The organism is Kordiimonas sp. (genome assembly GCF_965216265.1).
Classification (GTDB): domain Bacteria; phylum Pseudomonadota; class Alphaproteobacteria; order Sphingomonadales; family Kordiimonadaceae; genus Kordiimonas.
This window is the reverse complement of record NZ_OZ244153.1, coordinates 2,471,417-2,488,061: the sequence shown is the minus strand read 5'-3', so window position 1 is coordinate 2,488,061 and position 16,645 is coordinate 2,471,417. Positions and strand designations below refer to the sequence as shown.

Below are 16,645 nucleotides of genomic sequence, written 5' to 3'. Positions count from 1 at the left end.
TAGAGACCAAGGTGCTTTCTAAAATGCTTAAGGGGCCTGAAGCCCCCCGGAAGCAGGAAGGCCGGTTCCTTTGAACCGGCCTCCTTGAACTATGTCTGGTTTATTTCCTGAGACCCAGGCGACCGATCAGCGTTGTGTAGCGACCTTCGTCTTTGGACTTGAGGTAATCCAGCAGTTTGCGACGCTGGTTAACCATCTTGATCAGGCCACGGCGGGAATGGTTATCCTTTTTGTGGTCTTTAAAGTGGTCTGTCAGTGTCACAATACGCGACGTCAGAATAGCAACCTGTACCTCTGGGGAACCAGTGTCGCCTTCGTGTGTGGCGTATTCTGTAATCAGTTCTTGTTTCCGTTCAGCAGTGATCGACATCGATCTTCTCCTAAAAAAATTACATATTGAAGACCCGCAGGGACCTGACTGTGCCGTCTTTGTTTTCAGCGATCGCCAGAGGCGTATCGCCAAACATCAACACAATGGTTCCTTGCTTAGCCGTGGGCAGTTGGAGGGTTTGGCCGCAACGTATGCGATCTGCCTCCGGTTCGGTTACGGCAACCGCCGGGATGTCGTCCAGCGCCGTCGTAATCGGACATAGGTAGTCCACAGCGCGCGCACTATGGCCCAACTCATCCAGCATTTCCAGCGAAATCGCCCCTTTGAGCGTGAACGGACCGACCCTCAGGCGCCTCAGCGCTGTCACATGCCCACACGTACCAAGGGCCTTGGCGATATCGCGCGCGAGCGAGCGCACATAGGTGCCCTTGCCACAGCTCACATGCAGGTCAGCGCTGCCAGCGTCTGCATCAAAACCAGTCAAGCTAAGTGATTGAATTTCAACCGTTCTTGGTTTCAATTCAACTTCCTGGCCGTCGCGTGCAAGCTTATAGGCCCGTTGGCCGTCTATCTTGATCGCGCTATAGGCCGGAGGGACCTGCTCAATCGAGCCTGTGAAATCAGGCAGGATCGCCGCCACTTCCGCTTCCGAAGGGATTCGACCGCCATCCTCTATTACGGCGCCTTCAAGGTCGTCCGAATCGGTCGCGGAGCCGAATCTCACGGTAAACGCATATTCTTTTGTGGCATCCACAATGAAGGGCATGGCTTTGGTGGCTTCACCAAGGCCGATAGGCAAAATGCCGGAGGCCAGCGGGTCAAGTGTGCCGCCGTGACCAACCTTCTGGGCTTTGGTGAGATATTTAACGCGGGAAACGACTTTAGCGCTTGAAAGCCCCAGTGGTTTGTCGATGACCATCCAGCCGTCGATCTTGTCGCCCTTGCGCCGCCTTGCCATCGCTACTCTTCGTCGTCACCGACGGCGCGCTTGCCATCGTCGCCGAGCTCGTCTTCGTCCACTTCGTCGTGATCCTCGTCTTCATGATCAAGATCGCGGGTTACCCGTGGGTCGCGCAGCAGCGCATCAATATGGCTGGCTTCGTCGAAGCTTTCGTCAATTTTGAAATTAAGCCGCGGCATATATTTCATATGCACAGACTTGCTGAGCTCACCCCGCAGGAAGGCCGAGTTTTTATTAAGTGCCTTGGTGATCACGCCTTTCGGGTCACCGCCAAGCGGCATCACGAACACGGTTGCGTTCCTGAGGTCAGGGCTGATGCGCACCTCAGACACTGTCACAGAAGCGCCGGCCAGATCTTTGTCCTGCACGTCACCGCGCTGCAGAATGGACGAGATTGCATGCCGCACATTCTCGCCAACCCGCAATAGCCGGAGGCTAGGGCCTTTGGCATGTTGAGATCTGGACATCAGTTCAAACCTTAATAGTCGGTCGGGGATGTTGAACGCAGGCCCTAAAGCTTGCGTTCAATTTCCAACAGTTCGTAAACTTCGAGAACGTCACCGGCTTTAAAATCGTGATAGTTCTCGAACGTCAGGCCACAATCCTGGCCGGAGCGAACTTCTTTCACATCATCCTTGAAGCGGCGCAGGTTCTCGATCTGGCCTTCATAGATGATCACATCATCACGAAGGATACGGGCCTTGAGGTCGTTGCGGATCGAACCTTCAACCACAAAACAACCAGCCGCTTTGCCAGCTTTACCAGCCTGAAAGGCTTCGCGAATTTCCGCCTGACCAATGACGTTTTCTTTGAACTCCGGCCCAAGCTGACCAGCCATTGCCGCTTTCACTTCGTCGATCAGATCGTAAATCACAGAATAATATTTGATGGTCACGCCTTCAGCTTCCGCCGCATCGCGCGCCTGTTTGTTCGGGCGTACGTTAAAGCCCATCACAAGTGCACCCGATGCCTGCGCCAGCGTAATATCGGTTTCCGTGATACCGCCAACTGCACCGTGGATCACACGACACTGAATGTCGTCGTTACCAGCTTTTTGCAGGGACTGCGTAATCGCCTCAACCGACCCTTGCACGTCGCCTTTTACAACAACGTCAAAGGTCTGCATGCCTTCGTTTTCTTTCATCTGGCTGAAGATGCTTTCAAGCGTCTTCGGTGCCGCAACAGCTGCCTGACGTTTCTTGCGCTGCATATCCTGACGATAGCTTGTCACTTCACGTGCCCGTGCCTCGTTATCAACTACAGCAAAGTCATCACCTGCACCCGGCGCACCGTTAAGGCCAAGCACCTCAACCGGCTGGCTTGGGCCAGCTTCCGTTACCTGCTCGCCCTTGTCGTTAACAAGCGCACGCACCCGACCCCACTCTGGGCCCGCAACGAAGATGTCACCAACACGCAGCGTACCGCGCTGTACCAGAACGGTCGCAACAGGGCCGCGGCCTTTATCAAGCTTGGCTTCAACAACAACACCTTCCGCTTCGCGGTTCGGGTTGGCTTTCAGCTCAAGAATTTCCGCCTGCAGGGCAATCGCTTCCTTGAGTTTATCAAGGCCCGCGCCCGTCTTGGCCGAAACTTCAACTTCCTGCGTATCGCCGGAGAAGCTCTCGGTTACCACTTCGTGCTGCAACAGCTCGTTACGAACACGGTCAGGGTTTGCGCCTTCACGGTCCATCTTGTTGATGGCCACGATGATCGGCACGCCCGCCGCTTTGGAGTGGTGGATCGCCTCAATGGTTTGTGGCATCACGCCGTCATCGGCCGCAACCACGAGGATCACGATATCGGTAGCGCTTGCACCCCGCGCCCGCATCTGCGTGAACGCAGCGTGGCCCGGTGTATCAAGGAAAGTAATCTTGTTGTCGCCAACACTTACCTGATAGGCACCGATGTGCTGCGTGATACCGCCAGCTTCGCCTGATACAACGTTAGCCTCACGAAGGGCATCAAGAAGCGAGGTTTTACCGTGGTCAACGTGGCCCATAACGGTCACGATCGGTGCACGGGTTACCATATCGCCTTCGTGATCATCCTCACCTACGAGGCCAATCTCAACGTCTGCATCGCTAACGCGTTTTGGTGTGTGGCCCATCTCGGTCACAACAAGCTCGGCAGTATCCTGATCAAGTGTCTGGTTGATGGTGGCCATTACGCCTATGCCCATCAGGGTCTTGATCACGAAAGTTGCCTTTTCAGCCATCCGGTTCGCGAGTTCCTGAACCGTAATGGCTTCAGGGATAGTGATCTCACGAGCCTGCTTGGGCTGGTTAGCGCTCGAATCGTGCGCCTGGCGCTTTTTCGCCTGTGCGCGTTTAAAGGCTGCGAGTGAGCGCTGGCGCTCATCACCGCCAGACAGTGCACTTGAAATCGTCAGACGACCGCCGCGGCGATCATCACGGCCACGGGTGCGTGCTGGACGATCAGCCGCTGGGGCTGCGCCACCTTTTTTACGCTTGCCACGGGATTTGCGATCATCATCGCTTTCCGCTTCTTTGCCGCCGCCAGCCTGACGTGCTTCACTTGCTTTCTTGAGCTGCACTGCGCGGGCTTCAAGCTCGGATTTCTTCTTGGCTTCAGACTCCGCTTTCTCGCGGGTTGCCAGGTCGTCAGCGACCTTTTTCTCAGCCTCGGCAGCAGCCTTCTTTTTGGCCTCTGCTTCTTTCTTGGCTTTCATTTCCGCTTCAGCGCGCGTGCGGGCATCTGCCTCATCATCACGAGCAGCCTCTTCCGCAGCTTCGCGTATCTTACGCTCTGCAGCTTCCTTGGCTTCCCGAACTTCACGCTCTTTTTCTTCCACCTCAGCGCGGCGCTTCGCTTCTTCAAGCACGCGCACGCGGGTTTCCTGCTCGGCACTCGTCAGGTTCCGCGCGCCTTCGCTCCCTGGCTTTTTAGGCACATAGGTTTTAGGCGCTTTGCGCTGCACCGGGGCTTCCTGCTGAGGGGTCTCAGCGGCGCCGCCTTTGTGGAGAACACGCTTTTTCTTACGCTCGACAACAACTGCCTTGCTGCGCCCGTGGCTGAAGCTTTGACGAACCTGACCGGTCTCAACCCCCTTGTTTACTCCAAGAGTGCCGCGTCCGGACAATGTCAGTTTCTTTTCGTCGCTCATATTACTCTTCGTTCCCTTGCGCTTCACAAGTCTGCGGATCATATCCGCGTAAACTCAATAGGCGGCCAATATCGGCCTTTAATTTTTCTGCACCGCCGCTTGATAGCAAAAGTGCATGAACCACATTTTCCCGCCCCAGCGCTTTCGAGAGCACTTCGCGGTCAAACAGCGACACAACAGGCACATCCGCGCCAACTGCCGCTTTAATCTTTCGGCGCCCATCGTCGGCACCGTCACTGGCGGCAAACAAAAGTGCCGGTTTCCCAGCTCCTTTTTTGGTGAGCGCGATTTTGATCTTGTCAAAACCTGTCACCAGATTGCCTGCCCGCTTCTCAAGCCCCAGCCTGTCAAGGCAGCGCCGTGACAGAAGGCGATCAAGAAGATCAACCAGATCTTCCGGCACCGATTCACGGCGGATCGTGGTTTTAAGCGACCGGCTAGCTGCTTTGGCGAGCTTGCCGTCTTTGACAGCGGCTCTCAGCGCGTCACCGTCGACGCTTACCCACATTCCCCGTCCGGGCAACCGGGCGGCCACATCAGGCACTATCATGCCATCCGGGCCTAGGGCGAGACGAACCAGAACATCCTCCGGTTTCGCCTCATGATTTAATATACACCGCCGTTCGCGCACCTTCGGCTCCTCAAACATGCGGGGCATGGCGAAGGATTACTCCTTCTCCGCAGCCTCAACAGGTGCGGCTTCGGTTTCCACTTCAGCTTCTACTTCAGTTTCAGCCTCAACTTCTGGCGCTGCCTCTGCGGCCTCACCTTCAACTTCTGCTTCTGTCTCAGCTTCTGCGTCAACTTCACCCTCGGCTTCTTCACCGTGGCCAAAAGCTTCTTCAGCAGAAATCCAGCCAAGTACAACACGCGCGGACATGATCATGCCGCTTGCATCGTCTTCAACAAGACCGAAGGCTTTCAGGATACCGTCGTCTTTACTTGTCAGCTCATCCGCAGCACAGCCTGCAAAGTCTTCAAGCGTTTTCACTTCCGCTTCACCAAGCACCACAAGCATTTGTGGTGTCAGGCCTTCCACGTCAGCAAGGTCGTCAGACACACCAAGCTCAACGCGCTTTTCGTCAGCTGCGCGGGCTTCGGCTTCCAAGAAATCACGGGCACGGCGCTGAAGCTCTTCAACAAGACCTTCATCAAAGCCTTCCACGGCCAGAAGCTCCTCAGGTTCAACATACCCGATTTCTTCCACTTCCGTGAAGCCTTCTGCAACAAGAAGGTGCGCAAGTGTATCATCCACGTCCAGCGCTTCAACAAAACGCTTCGACTGGCTCATGAACTCTTCCTGGCGGCGTTCGCTTTCTTCCGCCTCGGTCATGATGTCGATGGTCCACCCCGTAAGCTGGCTCGCAAGCCGCACGTTCTGGCCACGACGACCGATCGCAAGCGAAAGCTGGTCATCAGGAACAACCACTTCCACGCGGGAGCGTTCTTCATCAAGCACAACCTTGGAAACTTCAGCAGGCTGCAGCGCGTTCACAATGAAAGACGCCACATCGCCGGACCAAGGAATGATATCGATCTTCTCGCCCTGCAGTTCGTTTACAACGGCCTGCACACGAGAACCACGCATACCCACACAAGCACCAACCGGATCGATGGAACCGTCGTTTGACAGTACTGCGATCTTGGCACGGCTGCCCGGGTCACGAGCAACAGAGCGAATCTCAATGATGCCGTCATAAATTTCAGGCACTTCCTGCGCAAACAGCGCAGCCATGAAATCAGGCTTGGTACGAGACATGAAAATCTGCGGGCCGCGGTTTTCACGGCGCACTTCATAAATGAAACCACGGATACGTTCGTTTTGGCGGATATGTTCACGCGGGATCACCTGGTCGCGGCGCATGATGGCTTCCGCACGACCCATGTCCACAATCACGTTGCCATATTCAACGCGCTTGACCACGCCGGTAATAACCTCACCCACACGGTCTTTATATTCGTCATACTGGCGCTGGCGCTCAGCGTCGCGCACCTTCTGCACAATAACCTGTTTCGCGGTCTGCGCTGCGATACGGCCAAAGTCCATCGGCGGCAGGGAGGATGCCAGATAATCGCCAACTTCAGCGTCAGCTTTATCAAGCCGCGCATCCTGAAGGCTGATCTGGATCGCTGGTTCTTCAACTTCCTCAACAACCTCAAGAACCCGGAAAAGACGGATGTCGCCGGTGTTTTTGTCGATCTGCGCCCGGATCTCGTTTTCCGCGCCATAGCGTGACCGCGCGGCTTTCTGGATCGCCTCTTCCATCGCTTCAAGCACGATGTCTTTGTCGATCGATTTCTCGCGCGCTACGAGATCTGCAATTTGCAGCAGTTCCAACCTATTTGCACTGACAGCAGCAGCCATCATCTTCACTCCGTCGCTTTCAGGGCATGAGCACCGGGCAAGCCCGATGTCCGTGCAAAAACTTCATTCACAGGCTTCAGCTCACTCGGAAGCAGCTTCAGCCTCGCTTTTCTTTTCCGCTGCACTTTTTTGTACAGCTTCAAGAAGCTCATCTGTCATCAGGAGCTTGGCTTTAGCGATCTCGCCAAATTCAATCTCCACCACACCTTCATCCGTTTCCATTATCAGCATGGCACCATCAAACGATGTCATGCGACCCCGATAACGGCGGCGGCCATCCATCTGAACCCCAAGCTCAACTTTGGCATCAAAACCAAGCCAGCGTTCAAAATCCTTTGGCCGGGTTAACGGCCGATCAATACCGGGCGAGCTGACCTCAAGGAGGTATTCACCAGGCAGTGGGTCTTCCACGTCAAGAATGAGCGAAAGTTCCCGGGACAGTTTTGCACAATCTTCAACACCCATGGTGCCGTCTGGCCGTTCCGCCATAATCTGCAGCGTGGGCTTGCGGCCCCCACCATAGCTCACTCGAATAAGCTCGTAACCAAGCGCGGATACGGTCGGGTCAATCAGTGCAGCAATATTATCGGCGGCGTCGCTCACCAATTCTGTCCTTTCGTCTACTTCCCTATCGGGCCAACACGTAACAAAAGTTCCTGACAATTATACGGCAGAAACAATGCCCAAAACACTCTAGATGTGGGTTATCGCGGGCAGTGGGTTTTAACCCACTCCTGTGAAAGTTGACCAATCATCTAGGAGAAGCGGCCCCTGTATACAGCCAAGTGTCCCTACTCGCAAGCCCGAAATCGGCTAATTCCCTGTGGCTGCCGTGTGTTGCGCATGAGCCACCCAGAACCGCACCGGTTGGACCGAGTCGTTTTTGGGAACGGATGGTTCTGATGCTTAGCTTCTGGGCAGGCGGCGGAAGCGGAAATAGGTTGCTCTGCCTTCAATGGCTTTCACCTCATATCGGGTTTCAGGCCAGTCGTCAGGCCGTACCAGCCAGTCATCAGGGCCTTCGGCAAGCCATTCAAACTCACAGCGTTGGCTCATCTGCAGCGCGGTCCATTCCCGGTACAGCGGGTGGTCGGTCCCGATGCGAAGCTCAGCACCGTCTTTCATGATTCGCGCAAGGTCATCAAGGTTATGTTTGTTCACGAACCGGCGCCGCGCATGGCGCGATTTGGGCCACGGGTCCGGGTGAAGTAAGAATATGCGGCTGACGCTTGCGTCCGGTAGTTTCCAGATCACATGGCGGGCGTCGTCACCATAGATGCGGATATTGCTGGTGTCCGTATGTTCAATATGGTCCAGAAGGCCCACAACACCGTTCAGATAAGGCTCGCACCCGATCACACCAACATCGCGGTGATTAGCAGCCTGCCACGCAAGGTGCTCTCCCTTGCCGAACCCGATCTCAAGCCAGACATGCTTGACCTTACCGCCAAACAGGCCACCAAGGTCGATCATGCCCTCACCCTCAGCGGGGATCGGCACATCAAGTTTGGGCAGCAGCGCATCCATCAGCCCCTGCTGGCGCGGCGAGAAGCTTTTGCCCTTGCGGCGGCCAAAGAAGCGTTTTTCAGGGATCTGGAATTCGCGCTTTATGTCTGTCTTGTCGGTCATGGCGGCCCCTATAGCCGATGTGGCCTCAGCTTTCAAAAGAAATCAGGCATCTGCCTCAGGCTGACGCCAGACATAGATAAGCCGCGCGAACAATATAAAAGCACACAGCATCGCGGCCAGCACAACACGAAGCGCGGATGACACGGAGAACGCCTCGATCGAGCGAGGTAACGGGCTTTCAAGCACGCCTTGTTTGCCGAGCCCGAGCGATGTCACCGTGCGACCATAGGGGTCGATCACCGCGCTGATGCCCGTGCTAGCAGAGCGCACAAGCGGCAGGCCCTCTTCAATAGCGCGCAGCCGGGCCTGTGCCAGATGCTGATATGGTCCTTCGGTCATACCGAACCAGCCGTCGTTGGTGATATTGAGAATCCATTCAGGCCTTTCGCCCTTCAGGATAACCTTGCCTGGGAACACCACTTCATAACAAATGAGCGGAGAGAAGGACGGCACACCGGGTAGCGTGAGCGTTTTAAGCGCTGCACCTTTTGACCAGGCACTACCGCCGGTAAGCTGCGCGATACCGAGCGTGTTGAGAAGGTCTTCAAACGGCAGATACTCACCAAAAGGCACCAGGTGCGTTTTGTCATAGCGCGCGTATATTTCGGCTTTTGAGTTGATGGCAAAGAGGCTGTTGTAAAAGTCTACCTTCTCGGGCGTGGCGCGGAAGCGCGGTGCACCCACAATCGCGAAGGAGCCATAATCCAGCAGTTTTGAAATGCGCCAGCGGTGAAGCGAGCCTTCACGGTCGAAGGTTTCACGCTGCACGGTGGTTTCCGGCCATATCAGCAAACGAATGCCGCGGGCCCGACCCGTATCGTCGTCACCGCGTGAAAGCTTCAGGTGTTTGTCAAAATGATCCGGGATCAGGTGCGCCAGCCATTTTTCATGCTGTTGCACATTGGCCTGCACAAGCCGCATGGAAACCGCCAGATGAAACTTGGTCTCTGCGCCAAGCAACCGGCCATAGCCAAGCGCCGCAATGCTGGCCATGAACACCAAGCCGAGCGCGGGCCACATGAACCAGAGCCTGCGATTATTGCCGTCCACCACCAGCGCGAGACTCCCCGCCGCCAGAAGCGTGAGGAAACTGAGGCCATAAACCCCGATGTAATAGCTGGCCTGCGCCATGGGCAACCATTCAGCCCATGCGGTGCCGATGAGATGCCACGGGAAACCGGTGAAAAGAAAGCTGCGCATGACCTCAAAAAGGGTCCAGCAACTGGCAAAAATCACAATGCGAAACGCACCGCGCGCTTTAAGCCGCCATGTCACCCAGAAGGTGAGGCCGATATAAAGCGACAGGATGGCCGAAAGCGCGAGGATAGCCACAGGAGCTAAAAGCACCGGCACAGCCTGCTGCTGGGTGAAAGAGTGGCCAATCCAGTTCAAGCCCACGGCAAAAAGGCCAAAACCCGTCCACCAGCCCACGCCAAACACACCAGCACGGGTGCGGGCATGGTCAATCATCAGGATCATCAACGGGATAGAGATAAAGAGTAGCGGCCAGAAATTCACCGGCGCGAAGGTACGGGAAAGCAGAACACCATTAAGGAAAGCAAGCAAAGGCAAACCAAAACGGCCTTTACTGCCAAACCAATCAAAAAGGCGCGCAAAGGGCGCGCCCGTCACTCTCGTCTCGCGGTTATTTTCCGGCATTGTCGCTGGCCGCATCCTTTTCCTGCACAGGCCCCGGTATATGGATACGCACCTTATATATCCGGCGCGGGTCAGCGTCCACCACCTCAAAACGATACCCACTTTCATGGGAGATCATTTCACCGATTTCAGGTACACAGCCCGCGAGGGTGAAAACGAGACCGCCCAGCGTGTCGACATCTTCATCATCTTCTTCCGGCAGAAGGTCGATGCCCAGCTCGTCCTCAAGCTCATCAATTTCAATGCGGGCATCGGCGTCATAGCCGCCCGCCTCGATAGGGATGATGTATGGGTCTTCGATGGTGTCGTGCTCGTCTTCTATCTCGCCGACAATTTCTTCAACGATATCCTCAACGGTAACAAGACCGTCGGTGCCGCCATACTCATCCACCACAATAGCCATATGGGTACGCGCAACACGCATTTTGGCAAGCAGGTCGATCACCTTCATGGATGGCGGTACAAAAAGCACGGGCCGCTGGATGCTTTCAACCTTGAACGCTTCCGCATCAAGCCCGTCGGCCACAACCTTGAGCGCGTCTTTCACATGCACCATGCCCACAACTTCATCCAGCGTTTCCCGGTACACGGGCATCCGGGAATGTGAGCCGTCAGCAAATATCCTGACCAGATCAGCGAATGAAATTTCATTGGAAACCGAGAGGATATCGGCGCGCGGCACCATCACGTCATCAACACGCAGCCCCGCATATTCAATAACATTAAAAAGCATTTCGCGCTGTTCCTGGCCAAGGGCCGGGGCGCGGGTTTCTTCTTCATGTTCCTCAAGCGCCTCTTCAAGGCTCTCCCGAAGGCTGGTTTCGTTCGCACGAAAACCGAGCATGTCTTTTAGGGAGCGTATGAAACCACCCTGGTTCTTTACGCCTTCATCAGTCATTGGTCTCGTCCGTCACAAGTGTCACTTCATAGGGATCAGGGATATCAAGTCCCGCAAGAATGTCACGCTCAAGCGCTTCCATTTCTGAAGCCTCATCATCCTCGATATGGTCATAACCCATCAAATGTAAAACCCCATGAACCGATAAATGGGCCAAATGATGGAAAAGCGGTTTGTTTTGTGCCTGCGCTTCTGTGGCAACAACGGGGGCACAGATCACCATATCACCGAGCATTACCGGCGGACCGCCCGCCAATGCAAACTGAAAAGCATCATGCAAATCATCCGGCTCTGTCGCCGGAAAGGATAGCACATTAGTGGGATAATCCTTGCCGCGATACTCGGCGTTCAGCGCCCGGCTTTCATCCGCGCCGGTGATAATGACCGAAAGGTCCATCGGTGCCGCGACCTTGAGCGCGGAAGCACGGAGCGCAGCCACAACCGCAGCCACCACGGTTTTTTCAACCGCAGCCGAGCCGCCAAGGTCTGCGCTACCGAGACTGGTGTCACGTTGTTCGAAATCGAGGGTGAGATCGGGAAGCATGCCTATAGCCTCCCGACCGTCGGTACTAGATGAAGGGTCGTCGTTCATTGTCCTGCCTTAACGCCCGTCCTCGTCGCCATACGCTTCGACGATCCGGCCCACAAGAGGGTGACGAACCACGTCGCGCTGCGTGAAGCGGGTAACGGCAATACCCTCAACCCCGCGCAGGATATCCAGCGCGTTTCTGAGGCCAGAGCGGGTGCCGCGCGGCAAATCCACCTGGGTGATATCGCCGCAAATGGCCATGCGCGAATTTTCCCCGAACCGGGTGAGGAACATCTTCATCTGCATGGGGGTGGTGTTTTGCGCCTCGTCAAGAATGACAAAGGAATTGGCGAGCGTACGCCCGCGCATATAAGCAAGCGGCGCAATCTCGATCTGTCCGCTGGCGATGCGTTTTTCAACCTGCTCCGCAGGCATCATGTCATAAAGTGCGTCATAAAGTGGCCTGAGGTAAGGGTCTACCTTGTCCCTGAGGTCACCGGGCAGGAAACCAAGGTTTTCACCCGCCTCAACCGCAGGCCTTGAGAGCACGATACGGTCAATCTCGCCCGCCAACATACGGGCGACGGCCATGGCAACTGCCAGATAGGTTTTGCCCGTCCCCGCAGGGCCGACACCAAACACCATCTCGCTTTTGAGAAGGTTGGAAATATAGTCGGCCTGACCGGGTGAACGTGGCATCACAACCCGGTTGCGGGTGGTAATTTTAAGCCGGTCGTTTCCATTGTTGCCGCCGGGTACCGGTTTCGCCGGAAGGGTGTCACCGCTTTTCTGTACGGGCTCAACGCCTTCCATCATTCGGACAGCGCCGTCAACCTCACCGACATCGACCGCCTGACCGCTTTGGGCCATCCGGTAAAGATCGTTCAGGACCTTGCGCGCAACATCGGCGCGGTCCACGCTTCCTTCGATAGCAACACGGTTACCACGGTTGATAAGCACGACCCCTAACCTCTGCTCAATGCGGGCGAGGTTTTTGTCATGCTGTCCGTAGACGATGGCGGCTAATCGATTGTCTTCGAATTCGACCACCTTGCGGGTAGTCTGCTGGCTGTTTGATGGGTTGCCCGATGATTTGGGCGCATGGCTGGCCTTGGCATACATATCGTGCAGTTTGCGGCTCCTTTTTGCCGGCCCTAACACCGTTAGTTGAGGGCCCTGACAAGTTCCCCTTTAAGGCTGTTTGGCCCGGCTTCAACAATCCGTACCCGGACGAGTTTGCCCATAAACTTACTGTATGGTTTATCGCCCGTCAGGTCCAGCGCATTGTCATGCTTTGTGAGATCAACATGAACCGACTGCAGATAGGGGCTACGGCCCAAAAGCTGGCCCTCAAGCTTGCCTTCGCGCTCAAGAAGCACATCCATTTCGCGCCCAAGCGTACTTTCGTTAAATTCAAGCTGGTGCTCATTGATAAGCGCTTGCAGGCGTGCGAGCCGCTCTGACTTCACATCTTCAGGCACCTGATCCTCATTCACGGACGCAGGCGTGCCGGGGCGCGGGCTGTATTTAAAGCTGTAGGCTTGCGCGTATTTCACCCGGCGCACCAGGTCGAGCGTGTCTTCAAAATCTTCATCGGTTTCACCGGGGAAACCGACGATAAAGTCGCTTGAGAGCGCAAGGTCTGGTTTTGCTTCGCGCAGCCGTTCGATAACACGGAAATATTCTTCCCGTGTGTGCTTGCGGTTCATGGCGTCCAATATACGGTCTGAGCCGCTTTGTACTGGCAGGTGCAGGTACGGCATGCAGGATGCGATATCGCGGTGCGCAAAAATCAGCTCATCATCCATATCGCGTGGGTGCGAGGTGGTGTAGCGGATGCGACCAAGACCATCGATCTTATCAAGTTCTGCGATCAAGGCGCCAAGGGTTGCGGTGCCACCCTTGCTGTCATCACCGTGGAAAGCGTTGACATTCTGCCCAAGCAGCGTGATCTCAACCACGCCTTTGGCAACAAGACGTTTGGCTTCATCGACGATATCTTTTACCGGACGACTGTATTCAGCGCCGCGGGTATAAGGCACCACGCAGAAGGTGCAAAACTTGTCACAGCCTTCCTGAATGGTGAGGAATGCGGCCGGGCCGTCAAAGTCGCTGTCGTCCGGCAGGTGGTCAAATTTGCTGTCAACCGGGAAGTCTGTATCCAGAACGCGGGCTGAGCGGCGACCGCCAGAGCGTTGTTCTTCAGCTGATTTCAGCATGTCCGGCAGTCGGTGGTAGGTTTGCGGGCCCAGCACCATATCGATCGCGGGCGCGCGCTTCATCATTTCAGGCCCTTCAGCCTGCGCCACACAACCAGCTACCGCGATATACATATTTTTACCGCCCTGAGCCTGCACTTCCTTTTGCGCTTTCAGGCGTCCAATTTCAGAATAGACCTTCTCAGCGGCTTTTTCACGAATATGGCAGGTGTTGAGAATCACGAGATCAGCGTCATCCGCGCTCTCTGACTGCTCATAACCATGGGGTTTGAGAACATCGGCCATACGCTTGCTGTCATAGACATTCATCTGGCAGCCGTATGTTTTGATGAAGACTTTTTTACTCAAGCGACCTGCTCCTGCCTCGGTAACGTCGGGCTCACACACTGGCCCCAAAGGGGCTATTCTCTGAAAAAGGTGCCGGAGACTAGCATTAAAGCCCCCAGAGTCAACAATCCGGTCAAGAAATCGAGGTCAAAGAGGGCAGTGTGGCAAAGCTTTCAGCGCGGCGGTGCTTGACTACGCCGTGCCGATGGTGAGATCGGCCGGTGCCTCGATCACTTCCTTGCCCAGTGCAGGCCCCAGTGCAGGCCCCAGTGCAGGCAATGCCGCATGTTGCGGGCCCATTTTCAGCTCAGCCCGGTGCGCGCGTTCAAGCCCGCGCCGCACTTCCGCCTCACAATAAGCCGCCAGCGCCTTGCGAGACCCGGCTTCCGCCAGCGTTACCGGCGCATGAAACTCTATCACGGCCTCAACACGGGCGCGGCCCATCAGCTGGCGCAAATGACCAAACAGTTCCACATCGCCAAGCCAAGCCACCCATGGTTTCTGAGACCGCACGAGCGGGATGCCGTTCAGCTCAGTATAGGCAAGTGTGACAGGCTGGATCACCAGATTATGATCGCTGGCTTCGTCCGCGCGTTCCGCCACAGAAAACAGCGCTGACTTAAACTGCGCCACCCGCATGCCGTCCGTTGATGTGCCTTCCGGGAACAGGATGAGGCTATGGCCTTCCTGCACGCGTTCGGTCAGGGCATCACGCTGGCGCGCGCTCTCAGACCGGCGTTCCCGGTTTACAAATATGGTTTTATGCAGCTTACAGAGCGTGCCGATGAAACCCCAGCCCGCCACTTCAGATTTTGCAATGAAGCTTGCGTTCTCAAGGTGCCCGCCAAGCACGATGATATCGAGCCAGGAAATATGGTTGCAGGCGTAAAGAACCGGGCCTTTATGCCCAAGCTCCGCCCCACTGATGGTCACACGAATGCCAAGGATACGGCACATGGTACGGTGCCAGAAGCCCGCCATGGGCCACCAGGCCTTGCGGGCAAACCGAACCAGAAAAAATTGGATGGGCAGAATGAAGATGGACGTGGCAACAACAAGGCTGATGCGTGCTATCCCTAAAATGGTCCAGCCGTCGCCACCAAGGTTGGATCTAAGCCCGCCGTATTCCTCCGCCATGTCTTCGCTCCGCAAACCCGCAACCGCCAAGGCTGCGGTGCGTCAGTTATTTCGCTTCTTTTATCGGCACGCCATATAGCTCCATCCGGTGGTCCACCAGTTTGTAGCCAAGCTTGCGTGCAATCTCTTCTTGCAGCTTTTCTATTTCATCATTGTGAAACTCGAGCACTTCGCCTGTTTCCACATTGATGAGATGGTCATGATGCTCGTCAGACACCGGCTCGTAGCGTGAGCGTCCGTCCCGAAAATCATGCCGCTCCAGAATGCCCGCTTCTTCAAAAAGGCGAACGGTGCGATAAACGGTTGCGATACTGATGCCGGAATCGATTGCCGTTGAGCGGCGATAAACCTCTTCCACATCAGGGTGGTCGTCCGCCTCAGACAAAACCTTGGCGATAACCCGCCGCTGGTCTGTCATCCGCATGCCTTTTTCCAAGCACAGGTCTTCAATATTCGGATGATCCATATTCATGACCTTTAGGCGCTCCTTAAGTCTCACTAATTCGGGAATATGTCCGGAAGATGGCACAGCAAAAAGCCAAGCGCAAGGCGCAGTAGGCCTTATTCTGGCTCTGCACCTGACGCAATCTTTAAGAGGCGGGAAAAATCAGCGTTTCTTGCCGCGACCAAGCCCGATTTTTTTTGCCAGATCCCGACGCTGTTTGGCGTAATTTGGCGCCACCATCGGATAGTCAGCCGGCAAACTCCAGCGCTCCCGATAATCATCCGGGGTCATGTCGTAACGGGTCTTGAGGTGACGCTTCAGCATTTTCAGCTTCTTGCCATCCTCAAGGCAAATCAGGAAATCAGGTGTAATCGACTTTTTGATCGGCACAGCCGGATCAGGAAGTTGTTCTGTGGCTAGCCCATCGCTACCCAGCCCTTTGAGCGTACCGAATATTTGTTGAATCAGATTTGGCAACTCATCTACGGCAACAGAATTATTTGATACATGCGACGCGACAATCTCTACGGTCAGCGCCAGCAGTTCTTCATTTACGAGTTTGTCTTGCTCCATATCCCTCAGTCCGGCTACCAGGTTTGAACTGGAACTTGTCTTTTGTTACGTTTTCCCTTTAAGGAAAACCTGAAATATACTCTACAAATATTTGCACTCAGGAACCCACGGCATGCTCAAGTCGGATCTCTCACAACCCCTGGACTTGCGCGGCGCCTTTTGCCCCATGGCCTTTGTCAAAACCAAAGTCCATCTGGACAAGCTTTTGCCCGGCGATGTGACAACCATCCTTTTTGAGGATACACCACCAAACGAACCCCTTGTTCGGTCCATCCAATCCCTTGGTCACAAGGTTTTGGAGGTAACACCGGTTGAAGCAGAATTGGAGCCCCCCAAAGCCGGACATTCAAAAGCTTCCCCCACGAACGGTTCTTCACAGTTAACCCTACTTAAAATTGAAGTAAATAGTTAAACCGGCTTTTTATTTAAATTTCTTTGTGATCACATG

The 16,645-nt window shown here is 55.3% G+C and carries 17 protein-coding genes; 1 reads left to right on the top strand and 16 read right to left on the bottom strand.

Annotated elements, in window-relative coordinates; translation table 11 throughout:
- Positions 1–100 precede the first annotated feature (100 nt).
- The 16 genes from rpsO to ACOOGA_RS11385 form a co-directional block, all read right to left on the bottom strand.
- A complete protein-coding gene (gene rpsO / locus ACOOGA_RS11460) occupies positions 101–370 on the bottom strand; it encodes a 30S ribosomal protein S15 (RefSeq protein ID WP_417459643.1) in 270 nt (89 codons plus the stop codon).
- Between the two features lie 19 nt (positions 371–389).
- The gene (gene truB / locus ACOOGA_RS11455; RefSeq protein ID WP_417459642.1) at positions 390–1,289 is read right to left on the bottom strand and encodes a tRNA pseudouridine(55) synthase TruB; all 900 of its coding nucleotides are present in this window, start codon (positions 1,287–1,289) and stop codon (positions 390–392) included.
- Between the two features lie 2 nt (positions 1,290–1,291).
- Entirely contained in the window at positions 1,292–1,759 is a 468-nt protein-coding gene (gene rbfA / locus ACOOGA_RS11450) for a 30S ribosome-binding factor RbfA (protein WP_417459641.1), read from the bottom strand.
- A 44-nt stretch (positions 1,760–1,803) separates the two neighbouring features.
- Entirely contained in the window at positions 1,804–4,458 is a 2,655-nt protein-coding gene (infB, locus tag ACOOGA_RS11445) for a translation initiation factor IF-2 (protein WP_420428732.1), read from the bottom strand.
- Positions 4,418–5,074 (bottom strand): DUF448 domain-containing protein, encoded by a 657-nt coding sequence (locus ACOOGA_RS11440; RefSeq protein WP_417459639.1) that lies wholly within the window; start codon positions 5,072–5,074, stop codon positions 4,418–4,420. The genes infB and ACOOGA_RS11440 overlap by 41 nt, the downstream gene beginning before the upstream one ends.
- 9 nt (positions 5,075–5,083) lie before the next feature.
- A complete protein-coding gene (gene nusA / locus ACOOGA_RS11435) occupies positions 5,084–6,784 on the bottom strand; it encodes a transcription termination factor NusA (RefSeq protein ID WP_417459638.1) in 1,701 nt (566 codons plus the stop codon).
- 78 nt (positions 6,785–6,862) lie between these two features.
- Positions 6,863–7,384 carry a ribosome maturation factor RimP gene (gene rimP, locus ACOOGA_RS11430; protein ID WP_417459637.1) on the bottom strand — a complete coding sequence of 174 codons (522 nt, stop codon included), beginning with the start codon at positions 7,382–7,384 and terminating at the stop codon, positions 6,863–6,865.
- A gap of 303 nt (positions 7,385–7,687) precedes the next feature.
- The gene (gene trmB / locus ACOOGA_RS11425) at positions 7,688–8,410 is read right to left on the bottom strand and encodes a tRNA (guanine(46)-N(7))-methyltransferase TrmB (protein ID WP_417459636.1); all 723 of its coding nucleotides are present in this window, start codon (positions 8,408–8,410) and stop codon (positions 7,688–7,690) included.
- 42 nt (positions 8,411–8,452) lie between these two features.
- Positions 8,453–10,084, bottom strand: a complete 1,632-nt coding sequence (gene lnt, locus ACOOGA_RS11420; protein ID WP_417459635.1) for an apolipoprotein N-acyltransferase — start codon at positions 10,082–10,084, stop codon at positions 8,453–8,455.
- Positions 10,056–10,967, bottom strand: coding sequence for a hemolysin family protein (locus tag ACOOGA_RS11415; protein WP_417459634.1), 912 nt, complete (start codon positions 10,965–10,967; stop codon positions 10,056–10,058). The genes lnt and ACOOGA_RS11415 overlap by 29 nt, the downstream gene beginning before the upstream one ends.
- Positions 10,960–11,511 carry an rRNA maturation RNase YbeY gene (gene ybeY, locus ACOOGA_RS11410; RefSeq protein WP_417460078.1) on the bottom strand — a complete coding sequence of 184 codons (552 nt, stop codon included), beginning with the start codon at positions 11,509–11,511 and terminating at the stop codon, positions 10,960–10,962. The genes ACOOGA_RS11415 and ybeY overlap by 8 nt, the downstream gene beginning before the upstream one ends.
- Positions 11,512–11,568: 57 nt before the next feature.
- Positions 11,569–12,618, bottom strand: a complete 1,050-nt coding sequence (locus ACOOGA_RS11405) for a PhoH family protein (RefSeq protein WP_417460077.1) — start codon at positions 12,616–12,618, stop codon at positions 11,569–11,571.
- A 41-nt stretch (positions 12,619–12,659) separates the two neighbouring features.
- Complete coding sequence (miaB, locus tag ACOOGA_RS11400; protein ID WP_420430669.1) at positions 12,660–14,024, bottom strand: tRNA (N6-isopentenyl adenosine(37)-C2)-methylthiotransferase MiaB; 1,365 nt, start codon at positions 14,022–14,024, stop codon at positions 12,660–12,662.
- A gap of 210 nt (positions 14,025–14,234) precedes the next feature.
- Positions 14,235–15,179, bottom strand: a complete 945-nt coding sequence (locus tag ACOOGA_RS11395; RefSeq protein WP_417459632.1) for a lysophospholipid acyltransferase family protein — start codon at positions 15,177–15,179, stop codon at positions 14,235–14,237.
- 46 nt (positions 15,180–15,225) lie between these two features.
- Positions 15,226–15,651, bottom strand: coding sequence for a Fur family transcriptional regulator (locus ACOOGA_RS11390; protein WP_417459631.1), 426 nt, complete (start codon positions 15,649–15,651; stop codon positions 15,226–15,228).
- 135 nt (positions 15,652–15,786) lie between these two features.
- Positions 15,787–16,197, bottom strand: a complete 411-nt coding sequence (locus ACOOGA_RS11385; protein WP_417459630.1) for a MucR family transcriptional regulator — start codon at positions 16,195–16,197, stop codon at positions 15,787–15,789.
- 112 nt (positions 16,198–16,309) lie between these two features.
- Here ACOOGA_RS11385 and ACOOGA_RS11380 point away from each other — a divergent pair, with 112 nt between their 5' ends.
- Positions 16,310–16,609, top strand: a complete 300-nt coding sequence (locus ACOOGA_RS11380) for a sulfurtransferase TusA family protein (RefSeq protein WP_417459629.1) — start codon at positions 16,310–16,312, stop codon at positions 16,607–16,609.
- The last annotated feature ends 36 nt before the right edge of the window (positions 16,610–16,645 follow it).

Excerpts from the sequence above, each read along its gene's own strand:
- rpsO (WP_417459643.1), bottom strand. The coding sequence starts at position 370 with ATGTCGATCACTGCTGAACGGAAACAAGAACTGATTACAGAATACGCC.
- truB (WP_417459642.1), bottom strand. The coding sequence starts at position 1,289 with ATGGCAAGGCGGCGCAAGGGCGACAAGATCGACGGCTGGATGGTCATC.
- rbfA (WP_417459641.1), bottom strand. The coding sequence starts at position 1,759 with ATGTCCAGATCTCAACATGCCAAAGGCCCTAGCCTCCGGCTATTGCGG.
- infB (WP_420428732.1), bottom strand. The coding sequence starts at position 4,458 with ATGATCCGCAGACTTGTGAAGCGCAAGGGAACGAAGAGTAATATGAGC.
- ACOOGA_RS11440 (WP_417459639.1), bottom strand. The coding sequence starts at position 5,074 with ATGCCCCGCATGTTTGAGGAGCCGAAGGTGCGCGAACGGCGGTGTATA.
- nusA (WP_417459638.1), bottom strand. The coding sequence starts at position 6,784 with ATGATGGCTGCTGCTGTCAGTGCAAATAGGTTGGAACTGCTGCAAATT.
- trmB (WP_417459636.1), bottom strand. The coding sequence starts at position 8,410 with ATGACCGACAAGACAGACATAAAGCGCGAATTCCAGATCCCTGAAAAA.
- lnt (WP_417459635.1), bottom strand. The coding sequence starts at position 10,084 with ATGCGGCCAGCGACAATGCCGGAAAATAACCGCGAGACGAGAGTGACG.
- ACOOGA_RS11415 (WP_417459634.1), bottom strand. The coding sequence starts at position 10,967 with ATGACTGATGAAGGCGTAAAGAACCAGGGTGGTTTCATACGCTCCCTA.
- ybeY (WP_417460078.1), bottom strand. The coding sequence starts at position 11,511 with ATGCTTCCCGATCTCACCCTCGATTTCGAACAACGTGACACCAGTCTC.
- ACOOGA_RS11405 (WP_417460077.1), bottom strand. The coding sequence starts at position 12,618 with ATGTATGCCAAGGCCAGCCATGCGCCCAAATCATCGGGCAACCCATCA.
- miaB (WP_420430669.1), bottom strand. The coding sequence starts at position 14,024 with ATGAATGTCTATGACAGCAAGCGTATGGCCGATGTTCTCAAACCCCAT.
- ACOOGA_RS11395 (WP_417459632.1), bottom strand. The coding sequence starts at position 15,179 with ATGGCGGAGGAATACGGCGGGCTTAGATCCAACCTTGGTGGCGACGGC.
- ACOOGA_RS11390 (WP_417459631.1), bottom strand. The coding sequence starts at position 15,651 with ATGAATATGGATCATCCGAATATTGAAGACCTGTGCTTGGAAAAAGGC.
- ACOOGA_RS11385 (WP_417459630.1), bottom strand. The coding sequence starts at position 16,197 with ATGGAGCAAGACAAACTCGTAAATGAAGAACTGCTGGCGCTGACCGTA.
- ACOOGA_RS11380 (WP_417459629.1), top strand. The coding sequence starts at position 16,310 with ATGCTCAAGTCGGATCTCTCACAACCCCTGGACTTGCGCGGCGCCTTT.